Origin of the sequence: Sporosarcina jeotgali, from assembly GCF_033304595.1 — a bacterium.
Taxonomy (GTDB): Bacteria; Bacillota; Bacilli; order Bacillales_A; family Planococcaceae; genus Sporosarcina; species Sporosarcina jeotgali.
In genome coordinates this window covers 2,254,380-2,270,343 of the sequence record NZ_CP116341.1, presented here as the reverse complement: position 1 = coordinate 2,270,343, position 15,964 = coordinate 2,254,380, and the positions used below count along the sequence as shown (strand labels likewise).

At 42.9% G+C, this 15,964-nt stretch carries 13 protein-coding genes and 1 other RNA gene; 13 read left to right on the top strand and 1 reads right to left on the bottom strand.

Annotated features, from left to right (window positions below):
- Window positions 1-32: 32 nt before the first annotated feature.
- The 11 genes from PGH26_RS11275 to PGH26_RS11225 all read left to right on the top strand — a co-directional run bounded on the left by PGH26_RS11275 (window position 33) and on the right by PGH26_RS11225 (window position 12,989).
- Window positions 33-1,220: a phosphoglycerate kinase gene (locus PGH26_RS11275; protein WP_323691177.1), complete on the top strand. Its 1,188-nt coding sequence runs from the start codon at window positions 33-35 to the stop codon at window positions 1,218-1,220.
- 14 nt (window positions 1,221-1,234) lie between these two features.
- Window positions 1,235-1,996 carry a triose-phosphate isomerase gene (tpiA, locus tag PGH26_RS11270; RefSeq protein WP_323691176.1) on the top strand — a complete coding sequence of 254 codons (762 nt, stop codon included), beginning with the start codon at window positions 1,235-1,237 and terminating at the stop codon, window positions 1,994-1,996.
- Window positions 1,989-3,509: a 2,3-bisphosphoglycerate-independent phosphoglycerate mutase gene (gpmI, locus tag PGH26_RS11265; RefSeq protein WP_323691175.1), complete on the top strand. Its 1,521-nt coding sequence runs from the start codon at window positions 1,989-1,991 to the stop codon at window positions 3,507-3,509. Before tpiA ends, gpmI begins: the two co-directional genes overlap by 8 nt.
- Window positions 3,510-3,527: 18 nt before the next feature.
- Window positions 3,528-4,823 carry a phosphopyruvate hydratase gene (eno, locus tag PGH26_RS11260; RefSeq protein ID WP_323691174.1) on the top strand — a complete coding sequence of 432 codons (1,296 nt, stop codon included), beginning with the start codon at window positions 3,528-3,530 and terminating at the stop codon, window positions 4,821-4,823.
- Window positions 4,824-4,927: 104 nt separating this feature from the next.
- Window positions 4,928-5,155, top strand: coding sequence for a preprotein translocase subunit SecG (secG, locus tag PGH26_RS11255; RefSeq protein ID WP_317936596.1), 228 nt, complete (start codon window positions 4,928-4,930; stop codon window positions 5,153-5,155).
- An 84-nt stretch (window positions 5,156-5,239) separates the two neighbouring features.
- On the top strand, window positions 5,240-5,986 hold the full coding sequence (locus PGH26_RS11250) for an alpha/beta hydrolase (protein WP_323691173.1): 747 nt from the start codon (window positions 5,240-5,242) through the stop codon (window positions 5,984-5,986).
- Between the two features lie 46 nt (window positions 5,987-6,032).
- Entirely contained in the window at window positions 6,033-8,405 is a 2,373-nt protein-coding gene (gene rnr, locus PGH26_RS11245; RefSeq protein WP_323691172.1) for a ribonuclease R, read from the top strand.
- Window positions 8,406-8,452: 47 nt separating this feature from the next.
- Window positions 8,453-8,920, top strand: a complete 468-nt coding sequence (smpB, locus tag PGH26_RS11240; protein ID WP_039042535.1) for an SsrA-binding protein SmpB — start codon at window positions 8,453-8,455, stop codon at window positions 8,918-8,920.
- A gap of 109 nt (window positions 8,921-9,029) precedes the next feature.
- Window positions 9,030-9,388: a transfer-messenger RNA gene (gene ssrA / locus PGH26_RS11235) on the top strand.
- 1,098 nt (window positions 9,389-10,486) lie between these two features.
- Window positions 10,487-12,439, top strand: coding sequence for a lipoteichoic acid synthase (gene ltaS, locus PGH26_RS11230; protein ID WP_323691171.1), 1,953 nt, complete (start codon window positions 10,487-10,489; stop codon window positions 12,437-12,439).
- Window positions 12,440-12,815: 376 nt separating this feature from the next.
- On the top strand, window positions 12,816-12,989 hold the full coding sequence (locus PGH26_RS11225; RefSeq protein WP_323691170.1) for a hypothetical protein: 174 nt from the start codon (window positions 12,816-12,818) through the stop codon (window positions 12,987-12,989).
- A 131-nt stretch (window positions 12,990-13,120) separates the two neighbouring features.
- Here the strand turns inward: PGH26_RS11225 and PGH26_RS11220 are convergent, their stop codons facing one another.
- Window positions 13,121-13,894 carry an SDR family NAD(P)-dependent oxidoreductase gene (locus tag PGH26_RS11220; protein ID WP_323691169.1) on the bottom strand — a complete coding sequence of 258 codons (774 nt, stop codon included), beginning with the start codon at window positions 13,892-13,894 and terminating at the stop codon, window positions 13,121-13,123.
- 407 nt (window positions 13,895-14,301) lie between these two features.
- On the opposite strand from PGH26_RS11220, the gene PGH26_RS11215 reads away from it, so the two are divergent.
- Both PGH26_RS11215 and PGH26_RS11210 read left to right on the top strand, forming a co-directional pair.
- Window positions 14,302-14,886, top strand: a complete 585-nt coding sequence (locus PGH26_RS11215; RefSeq protein WP_323691168.1) for a hypothetical protein — start codon at window positions 14,302-14,304, stop codon at window positions 14,884-14,886.
- 396 nt (window positions 14,887-15,282) lie between these two features.
- Entirely contained in the window at window positions 15,283-15,858 is a 576-nt protein-coding gene (locus PGH26_RS11210; RefSeq protein WP_323691167.1) for a uracil-DNA glycosylase, read from the top strand.
- The last annotated feature ends 106 nt before the right edge of the window (window positions 15,859-15,964 follow it).

Here is a 15,964-nt window from a genome sequence, read left to right as displayed (position 1 = left end):
TAAACTTTTGTTGTGAAGGAGTGCTTGTTCGCATGAATGCCAAAATGACGATGAAAGACTTGGATCTAAAAGGGAAACGAGTTTTCTGCAGAGTGGATTTTAACGTACCTATGGAAGACGGGAAAGTTTCAGATGATACTAGAATCCGTGCTGCCATTCCGACAATCGAGTACCTTTCTAAACAAGGGGCAAGAGTAATTCTTGCAAGTCATCTCGGGCGTCCGAAAGGTGAAGTGAAGGAAGATTCACGTTTAACAGAAGCGGGAAAACGATTGGCTGAATTACTCGGCAAACCGGTTCTGAAATTGGACGAGTCTACAGGTCCGGACGTTGAAAAGCACGTTTCTGAGTTAGGAGATGGAGAAATTCTGCTGCTTGAAAATGTACGGTTCCACGAAGGCGAGGAAAAGAACGATCCTGAACTAGCTAAACAATTTGCTGCACTGGCAGATGTTTTCGTTAATGACGCATTTGGAGCGGCACACCGCGCACATGCAACAACAGCTGGTATTGCAGAGTACTTGCCAAGTGTTCAAGGACTTCTGCTTGAAAAAGAACTCGACGTACTCGGGAAAGCATTATCCGATCCGGAGCGTCCATTCACAGCGATTATTGGCGGCGCAAAAGTTAAAGACAAGATTGGAGTTATCGATCACTTACTGGATAAAGTCGATAACCTGTTAATCGGCGGGGGCTTATCCTATACATTCTCGCGTGCTCAAGGGCACGAAATCGGTGACTCTTTAGTAGAAGAAGATAAAATCGATCTTGCTAAATCTTTCATTGAAAAAGCGAAAGAAAAAGGAGTCAATCTTTACTTGCCAATCGATACTAGGGTGGCTGATTCGTTCTCAGAAACAGCAGCGACAAAGGTTGTTCCTGTTAGCGGTATTGAAAAAGGGTGGATGGGACTCGATATCGGTCCTAAAACCGCAGAACTTTATGAGAGTGTGATTAAGGACTCGAAACTTGTGATTTGGAATGGGCCGATGGGTGTCTTTGAAATGGCACCATTTGCTGAAGGGACAAAGCGTGTTGCTCAAGCAATGGCTGAAACCGAAGCATTCACAATTATTGGCGGCGGCGATTCTGCTGCTGCTGTTGAAAAGTTTGAAGTAGCTGAAAAAATGGATCACATCTCTACAGGCGGCGGAGCGTCTCTGGAGTTCATGGAAGGTAAAGAACTGCCGGGCGTCGCTGCATTGAAAGATCGTTCATAAGGAGGAACCTACTCATGAGAAAACCAATTATCGCAGGAAACTGGAAGATGTACAAAACGTCAGATGAAGCAGTGGCATTCGTGGATGCACTTGCTGGAAAGCTGAAAGCAACGGACAAAGCAGATACAGTCATTTGTCCGCCAGCACCTTATCTAGCTGCTCTTGTGGAAAAATCCAAAGAATTACCGGTTCAGATTGGTGCACAAACGATGCATGAAGAGGTTGAAGGAGCATTCACAGGTGAAATCAGTCCGACTATGCTGAAAAGTGTAGGTGTTGAATTTGTAATCCTTGGACATTCTGAGCGGAGACAATATTTTAACGAAACAGATGAGTCTGTGAACCGAAAAGTAAAATCAGCGTTTGAGCATAACCTCACACCAATTGTTTGTGTAGGTGAGTCATTGGAACAGCGTGAAGATAACGCGACTGCTGCAATCGTATCGGAACAGGTAAAGAAAGCGTTTGCGGGAATAAGTGAAACGGATGCTTCTTCAGCAATCGTGGCGTATGAACCGATCTGGGCGATTGGCACTGGGCGCACTGCAACTGCTGAAGATGCGAATGAAGTATGCGGGCAGATTCGAGAAGTCCTTGCAGAGTTATATTCAGAATCCGCAGCACAGTCAATCCGTATTCAATACGGCGGCAGTGTAAAACCTGGCAATATTAAAGAACTATTATCGATGAGTGATATCGATGGAGCATTAGTCGGCGGGGCAAGTCTCGATCCGGAATCGTTCGCCGCACTCGCGGAGGCTGGAGCGAATGTCTAAAGGACCTGTTGGCCTCATCATTATGGACGGTTTTGGACTGCGCTCAGAAACTTCCGGAAACGCTGTTGCGCATGCGAAAAAACCAAACTATGAGCGACTCTGGAATGCTTATCCGCACGCTACGCTAACAGCGTCCGGGGAAGCAGTCGGGTTGCCTGAGGGGCAAATGGGGAACTCTGAAGTGGGTCACTTGAACATCGGAGCAGGACGGATCGTGTACCAGAGTCTTACTCGGGTTAACAAATCGATTCGTGAAAACGACTTTTTCCAAAACGAAGCGCTGCTCGCAGCTGTCGAGCACGCAAAAGCGAATAACGGCGCACTGCATTTAATGGGGTTACTGTCAGATGGCGGTGTCCACAGTCATTATGAGCATTTGTTTGCCTTGCTGCGCCTTGCTGAAATGAATGGCATCCGTGATGTATACGTTCATGCGTTTTTAGACGGAAGAGATGTCGGTCCGAAAACAGCATTGACGTATATTGAACGGACAGAAGAAGTCATGAAATCGGTTGGTGTAGGACAGCTGGCGTCAATATCCGGCCGCTACTATGCGATGGATCGTGACAAACGCTGGGATCGCGTCAAACTTGCGTATGATGTCATGGTAAATGGAGAAGGACCTGTATATGCATCTGCCGAAGAAGGTGTCCAAGCTTCTTACGAGGCGGGTGTGACAGACGAATTCGTTGTGCCGTTTATTGTTCAACCAGAAGGACAGGCTCCAGTCAAGATTTCCGAGGGAGACTCTGCTGTATTTTTCAATTTCCGACCTGACCGCGCGATTCAGTTATCCCGTGCGTTCACTCAAAATGGATTTGACGGATTTGCAGCGAAGAACTATACAGATTTGAAATTTGTTACTTTTACAGATTACAGTGCTGAAGTCGCTTCTCAAGTTGTATTTGCCAAACAGGATTTGAAAAATACAATTGGTGAAGTCCTTTCTCAGAACAATATTCGTCAGCTTCGTATTGCAGAAACTGAAAAATATCCTCATGTAACGTTTTTCATGAGTGGCGGACGAGAGGAAGAATTTGATGGCGAGAAAAGAATTTTAATCCCCTCACCTAAAGTTGCCACATACGATTTGAAACCTGAAATGAGTGCATATGAAGTAACAGATGCGTTGATCAAAGAAATACAAGAGGACCAAATCGATGCGTTCATTCTTAATCTGGCGAATCCAGACATGGTTGGCCATAGCGGAATGCTCGAGCCGACAGTGAAAGCTGTTGAGACAACGGACGAATGTGTTGGACGTATTCTCGACGTGCTGCTTGCTAAAGGCGGCGCAGCGATTATTACAGCGGACCACGGGAATGCTGACGAAGTCATGACCATTGAAGGTGCACCCATGACTGCGCACACAACAAATCCAGTGCCGGTAATTGTCACGAAAGACGGTGTTACACTAAGAGAAGGCGGTATTCTCGCTGATCTTGCACCAACCATGTTAAAATTGCTAGGTATCAAACAGCCAGAAGAGATGACAGGAACGCCATTATTTTAACTAAAGGGAGAGATTTGCATGCCAATCATTACACTTGTTCAAGCTAGAGAAGTACTCGACTCACGAGGGAACCCGACAGTTGAAGTCGAAGTGTTTACAGAAAGTGGAGCATTTGGACGAGCAATTGTACCATCTGGCGCATCAACAGGTGAATACGAGGCTGTTGAACTTCGCGATGGCGACAAAGATCGATACCTTGGAAAAGGCGTGCTAAAAGCGGTTGACCACGTCAACGAAGTCATTGCAGACGCGTTGGAAGAAAACTATTCAGTTCTCGACCAAGTCGTGATTGACCACGCTTTGATCGAACTGGATGGAACGGATAACAAAGGCAAACTTGGAGCAAATGCGATTCTAGGTGTATCTATGGCCGTAGCCCATGCTGCAGCAGACTACTTAGATATTCCGTTGTATCAATACCTGGGCGGCGTTAATGCGAAGCAGCTTCCTGTTCCGATGATGAACATCGTCAATGGCGGAGAGCACGCAGATAACAACGTCGACATTCAGGAATTCATGATCATGCCAGTGGGTGCAGAATCGTTCCGTCACGCACTTCGTATGGGCGCTGAAATTTTCCACGGTTTGAAAGCGGTTCTTCATGAAAAAGGATTGAACACAGCAGTAGGTGACGAAGGCGGATTCGCACCAAACCTTTCATCCAACGAAGAAGCATTATCTACAATCGTAGAAGCAATCAAAAAAGCAGGCTACAAACCAGGTGAAGACATTATGCTGGCTATGGACGCTGCAGCCTCTGAATTCTTCAACAAAGAAGACGGCAAATACCATCTATCAGGCGAAGGGATTGTCAAATCATCTGAAGAGATGGTGGATTGGTACGAACAGCTTTGCGATAAATACCCAATCATCTCTATCGAAGACGGTTTGGATGAAAACGACTGGACTGGCACAAAGCTGCTTACAGATCGCTTAGGCAAACGTGTTCAAATTGTTGGAGACGACTTATTTGTAACGAACACTGAAAAATTATCACGCGGTATTAAAGAAGGCGTAGGGAACTCGATTCTTGTCAAAGTGAACCAGATCGGTACACTTACTGAAACATTCGATGCAATTGAAATGGCGAAACGCGCTGGTTACACAGCGGTTATCTCCCACCGCTCAGGTGAAACAGAAGATACAACAATCGCTGATCTTGCAGTCGCAACAAACGCAGGTCAAATCAAGACGGGCGCTCCTTCACGTACAGATCGTGTTGCGAAGTATAACCAATTGCTGCGTATCGATGACCAGCTCGATGAAACAGCACAGTACCTTGGCAAACAAACATTTTATAACTTGAAGCACTAATAAGCAGAAATTAGAGACAACTGCTGTAATCAGCGGTTGTCTCTATTGCTAGAGTTTGGTAAACTGTTAAGGTAGTTGAGTTTTGTTTCAGGAGGTGGAACATTATGCACGCGTTATTAATGACATTGCTCGTGATTGTCTCACTTTCACTAATTGTCGTTGTCTTACTGCAATCAGGGAAGAGTGCAGGACTGTCAGGAGCCATCTCCGGTGGTGCTGAACAGTTATTTGGCAAACAAAAGGCACGCGGTCTGGACCTAGTCTTGCAGCGCGTTACAATTGTACTTTCCGTGCTGTTCTTTGCACTGGCGATTGCGATCGTGAAAATATAAAAAGAAGCAATTTCCGCCTGGCCATCTGTACGGCCAGGCTTTTTTATTCAAAACTGGCATGGTAATGATTGGAGGTTAAGTCGCATGAAAGTTTCTCATGCAAAGCCTTTCTTTTTTGAACATGGAAAGCGAGCAGTGCTTTTACTGCATGGATTTACAGGAACATCTGCAGACGTACGAATGATTGGCCGTTTTTTGGAGAAAAAAGGATATACTTCCCTTGCACCGCATTATAAAGGGCATGGCGGTCCTGCAGAAGAACTTATAACAACTGGACCTGACGACTGGTGGCCAGACGTCATTCAAGCATATGATCAGTTAAAAGACGCTGGATTCAACCAAATTGCAGTAGCCGGTTTATCATTAGGCGGCGTATTTTCGCTGAAATTAGGTGCTGAGCGTCCTGTACTGGGGATTGTTACGATGAATGCACCGATGTCGATGCGTTCGTTAGATCAGATGTATGAAGGGGTGCTCCATTACGCCCGCGAATATAAAAAGCTCGAAGGCAAAGACGAAGAAATCATCGATGCGGAAGTGGCGGCACTTCGTGAAAAATCGATGCCATCGCTAACCGATCTTCAGAAGCTGATCGAGAACGTGAGAGCTGAAGTGGACACGATTTATGCGCCGTTACTTGTCGTTCAGTCCACTCATGATGAAGTGATTGACCCGGATTCAGGACAAATCATCTATGATAACGCAGAGTCCACAGATAAGAAAATTTCCCTATACGAGAAATCGAAACATGTAATTACGTTAGGTCCTGAGAAAAATGAACTTCACGAAGAAATTTTCGAGTTTTTGGAGTCACTTGATTGGGAAGATTAATGAACCCCAAATCAGGCAATACTAACTAGACAAGGAGGGATGAGAGTTGGATACTTTTGAAAAAGAATTGGAACAAAAAATTCTTTCAACGATGAAAGATGATTCTTATAAGCCCCTTACCGTACAGGAAATCCAAGAATTACTCGGTATGGAGCAAGCTGCAGAATTTAAAGAGTTAGTGAAAATGCTTGTCCATTTGGAACAAAAAGGACTCATTATTCGCTCAAGAACGAATCGCTATGGCGTTCCTGAACGGATGAATTTAGTACGCGGAAAATTCATCGGACATGCAAAAGGGTTTGGATTTGTAACACCGGAAACTGAAGGAATGGATGATATTTTCATTCCGCCAACTGAAGTCAATGGTGCGATGAACGGTGATATCGTATTAGTACGAGTGGCGAATAGCTCTTTCGGAGATCGTCGCGAAGGCGCTATCATTCGGATCGCTGAACGTAAAACGACGAAAGTAGTCGGTACGTACCAAGACAATCGAGGATTCGGTTTTGTCATTCCGGATGATAAAAAGCTGCCTATGGATATCTTCATTGCAAAAGGAAATAACCTAGGTGCGATTGAAGGCCATAAAGTCGTAGCGGAAATCACTGAGTTTCCAAGTGATATGAAATCTGCGACAGGAATGGTTGTCCAGATTCTCGGTCACAAAAACGATCCTGGAGTCGATATCCTTTCAATCATCCACAAACATGGAATTGAAATCGAGTTTCCACCAGAAGTACTTCAGCAGACGGACAAAATTCCTGCAGAAATCCAGGAAGCGGATCTGTTCAAACGCAAAGACTTACGAGATGTACTGACAATAACAATTGATGGTGCAGATGCGAAGGATTTGGATGACGCGATTTCACTCGTGAAAAACGCGGATGGGACGCATACGCTGTCTGTTCACATTTCCGATGTGAGTCATTATGTCGAAGAGAATACCCCACTGGATGCAGAAGCCTATGACCGTGGAACGAGTGTCTACTTAACGGACCGCGTGATTCCGATGCTGCCGCATAAACTGTCAAACGGAATCTGTTCGCTGCACCCTGACGTGGATCGGTTAACACTCACGTGTGAAATGACGATCGACGGATACGGGAAAGTGACGCATCACGAAATTTATCCAAGTGTCATTAATTCCGATTATCGGATGACGTACCAGGATGTCTTTCAAATTGTAGATCAATTGGATGAAGAACTGCGTGCGAAGTACTCGGAAATCGTTCCGATGTTGACTGATATGGCAGAGCTTGCAAAGATCCTACGTCAAAAGCGTGGCGATCGCGGTGCCATTGACTTCGATTTCAAAGAGTCGAAAGTGTTGGTGGATGGTGAAGGCTGGCCAACAGAGATTAAGATTATTGAACGTACAGTTGCTGAACGAATGATTGAAGAGTTCATGCTTGCAGCGAACGAAACGGTTGCCGAGCATTTCCACTGGATGCAAGTACCGTTCATGTACCGAATTCACGAAGACCCGAAACCTGAGAAGCTCCAGCGGTTGTTTGAGTTCCTGACCAACTTCGGAATCGTCGTTAAAGGTGCCGGCAACAAAGTACATCCACGAGCGCTGCAAGAAATTACAGAGTCCATTTCAGGTCTTCCTGAAGAAACTGTTATTTCCACGATGCTTTTACGCTCAATGCAGCAGGCGAAGTATTATCAGGAAAGTCTCGGCCACTTTGGTTTATCTGCAGACTTCTATACACACTTCACGTCTCCGATCCGTCGCTATCCAGACTTGATCGTACATCGATTGATTCGTACGTATCTGTTTGAAAAAGACGTATCAGGGAAAACAATTGCACATTGGGATGCGGAGTTACCGGAAATCGCACAGCACACTTCCGATATGGAGCGCCGTGCAGTCGATGCAGAACGCGATACGGATGCATTGAAGAAAGCGCAATTCATGCTGGATAAAATTGGAGAAGAATTCGATGGCGTCATTTCTTCTGTTACGAATTTCGGATTATTTGTGGAGCTTGAGAATACAATTGAAGGACTCGTTCACGTTAGCTATATGACAGACGATTATTATCGTTTTGACGACCGTCAATTGATGATGATCGGGGAGCATACAGGCAAGCAATTCCGTATTGGGGATGAAGTCACAGTACGAGTAACTGCTGTGAAGCCGGAAGAATCTTCGATTGACTTCGAAATTGCAGATATGAAGAAAACGTTCCATAGAACTCGAAAGACTACACCGAAAGTGATCCATGCAAGAAACAAGCCTTCAAGCGATTCGAAGGGGAATGGACAAAGAGGCAGTGGACAAAAGAGTGATTCCGGAAAACGAAGTTCTTCTGCTAAACCAGCTGCCAAAAGTTCAGGCGGCAGTCAGAAGAAGAAGTTCTACGAAGGTGTTGCAAAGAAAAACAAAAAACAGAAACCTAGAAAAAGAAAGTGAACCGGATTGCCAACTGGCCATTCGGTTTCACGGGAGGGTGAATGACGATGGCAAAAGGCAAAGGCAAAGTACTCGCAGTCAACAAGAAAGCCAATTATGACTTCGCAATCGAAGAAACAATTGAAGCAGGAATTGTACTGCAAGGTACAGAAATCAAATCGATCCGTAACGGGAAAGTGCAGTTGAGAGATGCGTTCGTACTCATCCGCAACAACGAAGCATGGATCTCCAATATGCACATCAGTCCCTACGAACAAGGCAATCAGTTTAACCATGATCCGGTTCGCTCTCGTAAACTGCTGATGCATAAGAAACAGATTAGTACGCTGATCGGGCAGACGAAGGAAAAAGGGACTGCCATTGTTCCTTTAAAGATGTACATCAAAGATGGTTTCGCAAAAGTCCTCGTCGGTGTCGGTAAAGGTAAGAAATTATACGACAAACGGCATGACTTGAAAGAGAAAGAAGCAAAACGTGAGATGCAGCGGGCGTTCAAAGACAAACAGCAATATTGATATGCAGTGGTCTTTGAGGTATACTAGTTATAGTAATACAGTTCCGATAGTCTTAGCATCAGCAGGAGGCTGCTGATGACTCCAGACGTTTCCCGGACATCCCTTTAACGGGGACGTTACGGATTCGACAGGGGTGGTCTAAGCGTGAGCTGCGCGTCGGAGGCTCGACTCCGTCAGAAACGGACCTTAATAATAACAGGCAAAACAAACAACAACCTAGCATTCGCAGCGTAAGCTGTTGAATCTGCCTTGTAATACCATCGCCCATGTGGCGTTGCAGGGCTAACCTAAAGTGGGATACGCTGGATGCTGCTTTTCGAGGCTCCCCAGAAGAGATTTCCGAAATAGCGCTCAGGACGCCCTGTCTTCCGGCATAATGCAGCGCGAACTCAAATAGGAAAACTACACGCGTAGACGTTTACGTATTAGAGCCTCTGGACGTGGGTTCGACTCCCACCGTCTCCATAGTGAAATATGGTAAAACACCATCCCTTGTGGATGGTGTTTTTGTTTTGGGCGGAGTTTGTAACGTAGTAGGGAAGTTTGGCTACAGGCAAGCAGGCGTGCGCTCATAAAACAGGAAATGTGATCATAAATCGCGGAATATGATCATAACTCAAGGAAACCGCTCTTAACTCATTAATTGTGCTCATAAAAATGTAAAACCGATCATAACCATGTAATTGTGATCATAAACTTGCCAAATCGCTCATAAGTAGATTCATGACTTCGTCGCATGCACTGTCTCTACAAATCATAAACATTTGAGAATTTGCTGGTATGATATAGTGATGATAGTGATGAAGTTAGCCTAGCAAAAGTGAATCGGGAAGACTTGCTGCAATCGATCGACTGTATGTCGGCAGAAAACTTAAAACTTGTTAGGGATTTTGTTATGCAACTTAATGAAGAATTATAAATAAACGCTAACTAAAAAACGTGCCTATTAAATATACGGCAACCGCTATACCCGCTGGTGTCCTAAAATATGATTTATGGGGAGCGAGTCAAATAGAGAATAGTAAACACTTATACAAAGAAGGAAATTACCGGTTCTGGCTAAATACAGAAACGGGAGCTCTGCAAATGAAATTTGACGGTAACAAGGAATGGGTTAATGTACCTAAAAATACAAAACTATACGACCGTCTGCTAGCTGACTTTTTTAGTCAAACCGAAAGTGGTAAGGAAGATTATTGAACTCCCAAGTACATACATTGTCTTAGTTCTAGGTCATTTAGTTCCAAGCCCCAGCAACCTGTAAAAGCCATACGGCGTCCATAGTAAACAAAAGAAAGTAAATCTCAGCCATGCCGGCCAGGATCTGCTTTCTTTTGTATTGGAGAAGTGTTATTCAGCGCCAAATGCATTAATATAACAACAATCTTGACGCTTTAGTACCGTGCAGGTTTGTGGTTTTTAAAATTGACACTGAAGTAAAAGGAGAGTAAAATTCAATAGCGACGGGAAAAACCGAAGCTTTAAAGTGAAATTTTTCTGATAGTTAACGTAATGATTTTAGCAAATATAAATATAAATTTAAATAAATGAAAGGCTGGTGCAAAAATGAAAAGGCTGACCACTCATAAAGGTACTCTTATGAACGGCTTTTTAGGCATCTATTTAGTAGCGGTTTTGATGTTATGGATTAAGACCTATATCACACAATCCACACAATTTGAACTGGGTGTGGAAGGACCTCTTCAACACTTCCTATTACTATTAAATCCACTGGGATCGGCACTGCTGTTTCTAGGAATTTCGTTTTTATTCAAAGGAACAAGAAAATATACAGCACTGCTTATTATATACACACTCATGTCCATTCTTCTGTATGCCAATGTTGTGTATTACCGATTCTTTAGTGATTTCATTACATTGCCAACACTTTTCCAAACCCAGAACTTCGGGGATTTAGGCGGCAGTATTCTTACGCTGCTCAAACCTTTTGATATCTTGTTCTTTGTGGACGTTTTCGCAATGGTTTACTTACGGTTCTCGAAAAGAATACAAAAGCAAACAACTCGTATTGGCTATAAAAAACCAATTACGATTATTGCGGTGGCATTAATCGTATCCATCATCAATTTAGGGCTTGCTGAAGCGAACCGCCCGCAGCTATTGACTCGCGGCTTTGACCGGAACTATATTGTGAAATATCTAGGCATGTACAACTATTCGATTTATGACTCAGTAGAAACGATGAAAGCTACGTCCCAGAGAGCGTTAGCGGACAGCAGTGATATATCTGAGGTACTTAACTATACTCAGTCTAATTATGCTGAACCAAATGCTGACTATTTTGGTGCTGCAAAAGGAATGAACGTCATCTATTTACACTTGGAGTCATTCCAAAACTTCATTATAGACTACAAATTGAACGGTGAAGAAGTGACACCCTATTTAAATGCATTAGCAAAAGATCAAAATACCTTGTACTTTGATAACTTCTTCCACCAAACAGGTCAAGGTAAAACTTCCGATGCAGAATTTATGCTGGAAAATTCTTTATTTGGATTGCCTCAAGGATCTGCGTTCATTACAAAAGCTCAAAATACGTACCAAGCAGCGCCTGGAATTTTGAAAGACTATGGATATTCATCTGCTGTCTTCCACGGGAATAAAGGAAGCTTCTGGAATCGGAACGAAGTTTATAAATCATTCGGATTCGATCACTTCTTTGATGCTAGTTATTTTGACACGAGCTCACCAGAAGACATGGCCGAATATGGTTTGCTCGATAAACCATTCTATGAACAATCCAAAAGTATGTTAAGCTCGTTACCGCAGCCATTCTATACGAAATTTATTACAGTCGGAAACCATTTTCCATATACAATGAACCAAGACTTAGTAACCATTAACAAAGCTGAAACTGGAGATTCCAGTGTGGATGACTATTTCCAAACAGCGCGTTATACAGACGAAGCCATCAAACAGGCCTTCGACCAATTAAAAGAACAAGGGTTATATGATAATTCGATGATTGTTCTGTATGGTGATCATTATGGTATTTCACATAACCATAATAAAGCGATGGCAAAAGTCATGGGAGAAGAAATTACTCCATATGAAGGTGCCAATTTACAACGCGTCCCATTGTTCATACACGTTCCGGGAATGAAGGGCGATGTCAAGCACACTTACGGCGGACAGACAGATCTTCTTCCAACCTTGCTGCATTTACTAGGAATTGATTCTAAAGAATATGTTCAATTTGGTTCGGATTTGTTATCAGAAGAGCATAATGAGCTTGTACCATTCAGAAACGGTGATTTCATCAGTCCTGAAATCGATTCAATTCATGAAAAGTTTTATGACAATAAAACCGGATTACCACTCGATGAAAGTCAATTAGAAGACGCGGAGGCACTCAAAAAAGAGGCAAGTCTTAAATTGCAGCTTTCCGATAAAGTTGTGAATGGCGACTTATTAAGATTCTATACGCCAAAAGATTTTACGCCAGTGGATCCGTCTCAGTTCAATTACGCCAAAGATGCGGATGAAGAATCTAAGTAACGAAGTGACCGGCAGTACCCAGTTTCAGTAAGCAAAAAACACCATCCCCTCGGATGGTGTTTTTTGTTTTGGAGAAGTATAAGATGAGCTCGTTGTGTAAATTGGATTAGATAATTCCTGGACACTGGCCTAAGCGATCATTACCAACGCTTAAGCGCTCCATTCCTATGGCCATCCGCTCCATTCCACTCAATAACCGCTCTAATCGCAAGGCGAAGCGCTCTATTCACATGTTTAACTGCTCCAATCTGAAGCCTAAGCGCTCCATTCAAGTTCTCACGAAGCAGACCAATCGACCACAGGACACACAAGTACAAAAATTGCTTTCATAAAAACTAGAAAAAAGTAAATACTGTTGAAGAGGAGGCGAATTAACGTGCAAACCGAAAAAAAGTACACGGTAGCGGGTACGGATATTGACGAAGTGAAACGACAGAACGCCAATTCCGGACTCACGTACAATGAACTTAATGAGTTAATTGCCAAGACTGGCGGTAAGGGATCAGCTCAGTACAGTGATAGCAACACAGACTCAGCGCAAATGGAGTAAAAGGGGACTCGTTGTTTAGTTAATGAAGGATTCTTGTTTGCTTCTCAATAGGATGTTATTCAAAATATGAAAAAATGGATCAAGCATAATGCTTGATCCATTTTTTATATAAACCGTTTAATCTGCAAATATTATTGTTGCATTTTACCTGCAGTAAAGCCACCATCTACAGCAAGTGTTACTCCGCTAATTGAACTTGCAAGATCTGAGCAGAGGAAGACAACGGCATTTGCTTGATCTTCAGCTGTTGCCATTTTGCCACCAGGAAGTGATTTAAGAACGCCTTGGAATTGTTCTGGATTTGATTTTGACCATTCTTCAATTGCTGGTGTAATCGTTGCACCAGGCGCAATCGAATTAATGGTAATGCCTTTTTGACCATATTCCAATGCCGTAGATTTCGTTAAACCAGCAATAGCGTGTTTAGAAGCAATATATGGTGCCATGTTTGGTGATCCTTCAAGACCTGCACCTGATGCTGTATTGACAATCGCTCCGCCGCCATTTTTCAACATGGCATTGACTTCGTGCTTGAGGCAATAGAAAGTACCGTAAAGTGTTACTTTAAGTGTAATGTCCCAATCTTTAGAGTCCAATTCTCCGATTGGCACAAGACCTTTGTTAATGCCCGCATTATTATGAGCAAAGTCAAGCTTACCAAATGTCTCAACAGTTTTGTCGATAAGTGCAATGACTTGTTCCTCGTCACTAACGTCACATTTGAAAAATGCTGCTTCGCCGCCGTTATCTTTGATCATTTGTACGGTTTCAAGTCCACCTTGTTCGTTTACGTCAGAAATCATAACTTTTGCTCCTGCTTTTGCTAGTGCAATTGCAGATGCTCGTCCAATTCCTGAACCTGATGCTGTGACTAAACCTGATTTACCTTCCATAGTTCCTGTCATAAAAAACACTCCTTTTATATCGATATACTCATTAGTTTACACCCAAAATTGGATACTACAAAGAATCTGAACTCACTAATAAAATAAAAAAATCATCTGTATTATTTGTTAATTTAGCGTTAAACTAAAAATGGTGAACTTGAATAGCGAAAGAAAAAATTTAAGGTATTCAATTGACTCACTTAAGAGAGGGAAGTATCAAGAAGCATTCATCCATTCCTTACTAATCATAAGCAGTATGTTAAATGAGATTGGGTGTTTACGATGGAGCGAAAGGGTATTGTACAAAGGAAGACTATTCCCCAACGCTTTATATTCTGTCAGGTTTTTTACCATTCTATTTAAAATAACACATCGTGACCGATGTACTATTAAAATAGCTCGATATCAAAAGAGGAGGATGTACTATGAAAATCACACCGAATCAAGCAGCTTTCAATAAGCCCCAAACGCATATGCAAAAAACGGCTAAAGAAAAAGAGGATACGGTAAAGACAAACGAATCAATAGCTAACAAACAGGTTGATCAGTATATACCCTCTCAGCAAGAAAAAAGCGTCGTGTATGAGAAGCCCATGGCTAAGCCGGATATGCCGACAATTGACCGGCTAAAAGCGGAGAGTGAGAAAGTTCATGAAAACCTGATGAATTTAGTTCGTCAGCTGCTTGAAAGACAAGGGATTAATATGGAAGATGCAGTAAGCGGGAAAAAAGAAGTCGTCGTGGACGAACAAGCCCGCTTAGAAGCACAAACAGCAATTGGCGAAGGAGGCCCGCTTAGTCCTGAAAAGCTCAGTGACAGCATAGTCGACTTTGCCAATGCGATTTCTGGCGGTGACAAGAGTAAGTTTGATCTTTTAAAGAATGCAATTGAAGAAGGATTTAATGAAGCGAAGAAAGCTTTAGGCGGAGAGCTTCCCGAGATTTCACAAAAAACATATGATCTCGTAATGGAGAAGTTGAACAAATGGAAAGACGAAGTGTCAGAATAAAGGGCAAGACTCATCATTTTTCTCATGTTAATTCTATAAAGTAAAATTAACATGAGAAGTTCATAATCCATACCATTAACAATTCTATTTAGACTTTTTATACGGCTGCGACACCATCCCGAGTGGACGGTGTTTTATTTTGCGTAGCTTCAGGCGCCAAGCGCTCATAAATCTTAGAATGTGATCATAAATCAGGAAAAAAGCTCATAAATCTGGGATTATGCTCATAAACGTGGAAATGCGCTCATAAAAATTGAAATGTGATCATAACCCAACAAGAGCGATCATAAATCACAAAAAGCGCTCATAACCTTCAACTGATACCCACAGTTCCACATCCCACCCTGAATGTTTCAGCCAAACAAGGGAATCCTGAACATCTGGGAGGATGATAAAATGAATGAATTTTGTCCGGAACTGTGGGCAGAAGATCCAACGCCTGAGAGCCAGATCGATTGTCAATGCTGCGGACTTTATCAACAAGGGTCACGAATGATTTGGGGAGAAGGAAATCCGCATGCCCCCATTTTGATCGTCCTGGATAATCCGGGCGCGCGAGAATATAAAGAAGGGAATTCGATGGTCTGCGGCACAAGGCAGACTTTACAGCAAGCAATCCACGAAGCAGGTTTATGTCAGAAACAAATCTATATCACCTATATTTTAAAAAGAAGGCCTGTACGGAAATATGATAAAGAACAAGTCCGCTCCATTTGTATCCGTCATTTGGAAGAGCAGTTGACCAGCCAAAAGCCTGAACTTGTAGTATGTTTGGGAAATGTAGCTGTACAATCTTTCTTCACAGATCCGGAAGTGGATGTGAAAGGATTACGGGGATCATGGCATGACGTAAGGGGATACCAAACAACTGCAGCCTATCATCCTCTAGCTGTCAGGCGCAGACCCAATCTACTGGAACTCCTTAAAGAAGACATAAATTTTGTATCCAACAAACTCGATACTATCAAATAACCGTTTCCGGTAATTCGGAGACGGTTTTGTATGTTATTTTGCAACTGATTTCTATCAGTATTTTGTGATATAAATACTGAAGTATGAACATCAATACATTGTCGTT

Bases quoted from the DNA above. Each gene is read 5' to 3' on its own strand.
- PGH26_RS11250 (WP_323691173.1), top strand. From the start codon at position 5,240: ATGAAAGTTTCTCATGCAAAGCCTTTCTTTTTTGAACATGGAAAGCGA.
- ltaS (WP_323691171.1), top strand. From the start codon at position 10,487: ATGAAAAGGCTGACCACTCATAAAGGTACTCTTATGAACGGCTTTTTA.
- smpB (WP_039042535.1), top strand. From the start codon at position 8,453: ATGGCAAAAGGCAAAGGCAAAGTACTCGCAGTCAACAAGAAAGCCAAT.
- PGH26_RS11220 (WP_323691169.1), bottom strand. From the start codon at position 13,894: ATGACAGGAACTATGGAAGGTAAATCAGGTTTAGTCACAGCATCAGGT.
- PGH26_RS11210 (WP_323691167.1), top strand. From the start codon at position 15,283: ATGAATGAATTTTGTCCGGAACTGTGGGCAGAAGATCCAACGCCTGAG.
- eno (WP_323691174.1), top strand. From the start codon at position 3,528: ATGCCAATCATTACACTTGTTCAAGCTAGAGAAGTACTCGACTCACGA.
- PGH26_RS11275 (WP_323691177.1), top strand. From the start codon at position 33: ATGAATGCCAAAATGACGATGAAAGACTTGGATCTAAAAGGGAAACGA.
- tpiA (WP_323691176.1), top strand. From the start codon at position 1,235: ATGAGAAAACCAATTATCGCAGGAAACTGGAAGATGTACAAAACGTCA.
- secG (WP_317936596.1), top strand. From the start codon at position 4,928: ATGCACGCGTTATTAATGACATTGCTCGTGATTGTCTCACTTTCACTA.
- gpmI (WP_323691175.1), top strand. From the start codon at position 1,989: ATGTCTAAAGGACCTGTTGGCCTCATCATTATGGACGGTTTTGGACTG.
- PGH26_RS11215 (WP_323691168.1), top strand. From the start codon at position 14,302: ATGAAAATCACACCGAATCAAGCAGCTTTCAATAAGCCCCAAACGCAT.